General features: G+C 43.6%; 3 protein-coding genes. All 3 read left to right on the top strand.

The features are described 5' to 3' along the window. The coding region (locus ACMUOV_RS08875; protein WP_413854800.1) for a hypothetical protein at nucleotides 1-422 on the top strand (422 nt) is incomplete at its 5' end. Next, the gene (locus tag ACMUOV_RS08870) at nucleotides 419-2290 is read left to right on the top strand and encodes a RelA/SpoT family protein (protein ID WP_413854799.1); all 1872 of its coding nucleotides are present in this window, start codon (nucleotides 419-421) and stop codon (nucleotides 2288-2290) included. The genes ACMUOV_RS08875 and ACMUOV_RS08870, both read left to right, overlap by 4 nt. A 22-nt stretch (nucleotides 2291-2312) precedes the next feature. Continuing rightward, on the top strand, nucleotides 2313-2858 hold a 546-nt coding region (locus tag ACMUOV_RS08865), incomplete at its 3' end, for a hypothetical protein (RefSeq protein WP_413854798.1).

Genomic DNA, 2858 nt, shown 5'->3' with positions numbered 1-2858 from the left:
TATGTCAAGAAACAAAGAACTCAGTCAATGGAATTCTTGAACTATTCTTGCAATATGCGACACACTGTCTTGAGAGTGAGGAATATGTGAATGCAATTAACGCATTACTTCCATTTGACCATTTTCTACAGATTAAAGAAAAGAATTTGTATGATAACTCATTGGTTGAAAGTATGGGCCTGTCTAATATGCGAATGGATTTTGAGCCATCTGTCTTTTCTCTTGGAGCCTGTCTTGAAATAGCTGAAAGTAAGTATAATAAAGCAATCAATACAACCATTTTTGTTTCAGCAGGTAAGACATTAGAAGAAATAAAGGAATATGTGAAGACAGAAGATTTCGCAAAACAAGTTAGGAAGAACTTTGAGAAACAAGTCGATATGAGTTTCAGATGTATAACAACTAAAGATGCAAGATTATGAAACAGAAATACAACAAGGCGGTTATAGAGATGGCACATAAGTTATTTTATGTGATGGAGAAGAGAGTGTCGGCTGAGGACATGGCGAGGATATGTGAGGCTTTCGAGTTTGCCTGTAAGGCTCATGAGGGACAGCTGCGTAAGTCTGGAGATCCATATATTGTTCATCCTGTAGCAGTGGCGATGATTGTGGCAGAGGAGTTGCAGCTGGGCGCTAATCCGGTGATAGCGGCATTTCTGCATGATGTGGTAGAGGACACAGAGTACACCATTAACGATATTCGCCAGCGCTTTGGGGACGATGTGGCTTTTCTCGTCAGCGTCATGACTAAAAAGAGTGATGGCCGTTATGAGATATCTAAACAGGTGGATAACTACAAACAGATGCTGAACTCTATCCACTATGACATTCGTGCACTGCTGATCAAGTTGGCAGACCGCCTGCACAACATGAGGACGCTTGGTAGTATGCCACCTCACAAGCAGATGAAAATTGCGGGTGAGACGGATTTTTTCTATGCTCCGTTAGCCAATCGTCTCGGACTGTACACCATCAAGATTGAAATGGAGAACCTGAGTTTTCGCTATCGTTGCCCACACGAGTATGAGTATATCTCAAGACTAATCCATCGTGATGAGCTACGACATGAGGCAAGACTGCATAACTTCACAGATAAGATTCGTGAGGTACTGCAGAAAGAACATATTGATGCTCAGGTGTATGCGGAATTCCGCCCACCATTCAGCATCTGGCGCAAGATGCAGAAAACGGGGGATGATTTCAATCACATCCCGTTCCGTCATGTGGTGGAGATTGTGTTTGCCTGTGACGATATGGAACAGGAGAAGGATCTTGCCCTGAAGATATACTCACGTCTGACTAGTGCGTTCAGCGAAAAACCCTGTGGCATTGTTAACTATCTGGATGTCTGCAAGGAGAATGGTTATCAGAGTTTCCATGTGCAGCTGCTGTCTGATTTTGGCTATTGGGAGGAGGTGCACATTAGTAGTGAACGGATGGTTCGCAACAATCATATTGGCGTCGTTGCCGAACGTCGTGAGGATACTGTCCGTCTCTGGATAGAGAAGCTTCGCTCTGTGCTCAAGGACCTGGAATTCCACCAGAAAGACTCTGACTTCATTATTGATGTATCTAGGGCGTTCTATAATGATAATATTATGGTGTTTACACCCAACGGGAAAGGTCTCAATCTTCCCAAAGGTGCGACAGCACTTGATTTCGCCTTTGAGATTCACAGTGATATCGGCGAGCATGCCCAGTATGCGCGTATTAACGGACTACTATCTTCTGTCAAAACCAAACTCCAGCGTGGTGACATTGTGGAAATTGGCACCAATCCTGATGTCCATCCTCAGCAGAACTGGAAAGAATACGTTATGACCTACAAGGGCAAAGGATTCTTGAAACGTTATTTCGGACAACAGGAGAAACCGAAATATCATCTTTGTTCTCACTGTCATCCCATCCCGGGAGAGGAGGTTATCGGCTTTATAGAGAACGACGGAATGACAACCATCCATAAGCGTAACTGTTCTGTTGCTATACAACTGGCATCTAAGCACGGCGACTCTATTGTCTCCGTGGATTACGAGGAACAATCTAACATCCTCCACTCCGTTCGCATTCATGTCTTGGCGATTGACCGTCTACATCTCCTGAACGACATGATTAACTGTATTACGCAGGAGCTCAACCTCTCTATTGATGATTTGAATACCAAGACGGTTGATAATATTGTCAACTGCACCATGACCTTTGGTGTCCATTCTTATAATGAACTACAAACAATCAATTCGCAGATTTCCGTGATTGACGGTGTTGAGGAAGTAAAAATTTTGAATAGTTAATATAGATATGAAACGAGCATTGTTGAGTAAGTGCCATGCACTGGTAGTATTATTGCTGATGCCAACCATAATGTTGGCAAAAGCGGATGTTGTGGATGTGGACAGCATCGGTGAAGACTCGTTGATGGTGACGCAGTACGACTTTGATGAGTTCGACAGGGTGGACTTCTGCCATACACCGCAGTATGTCATCGTGACAAAGAACGGAAGAAAGGGCATTTATGACATGTATCTGCATCAGAACATCACTGAGTTGGAGTATCGTGAGTTACGATTCAACAAATTGGAGAATGAAGGGGATAGTCTGGAGTCTTGCTGGTTCTATGGCAAGAAGGGTTACCAATGGGGAATCATCAGTGTTTTTTCGGAAGACAATTCCATCATGTCTATCTGGATGAATGATCCTGGGGAAATCTATTCGTTGGACGAATGTACCACCATTGACAAAAGAATGGAGAAACGGACGAAGAAACTCCTGAAAAGATTCATCCAAGCACAGCGGATGGATAATGCACAACTGGTGATACTCGATGCACAGACAGGACGGCTGAAAACATGGGTGGCTATG

It is taken from the genome of Candidatus Ruminimicrobium bovinum, from assembly GCF_902760015.1.
In the GTDB taxonomy this organism is placed as follows: Bacteria; Elusimicrobiota; Endomicrobiia; order Endomicrobiales; family Endomicrobiaceae; genus Ruminimicrobium; species Ruminimicrobium bovinum.
Note: the sequence above shows the minus strand (reverse complement) of the source record. Positions and strands in the feature narration are given on the sequence as shown.

What these genes read in the sequence shown, in the direction of transcription:
- ACMUOV_RS08870 (WP_413854799.1), top strand. Translation starts at nt 419, where the DNA reads ATGAAACAGAAATACAACAAGGCGGTTATAGAGATGGCACATAAGTTA.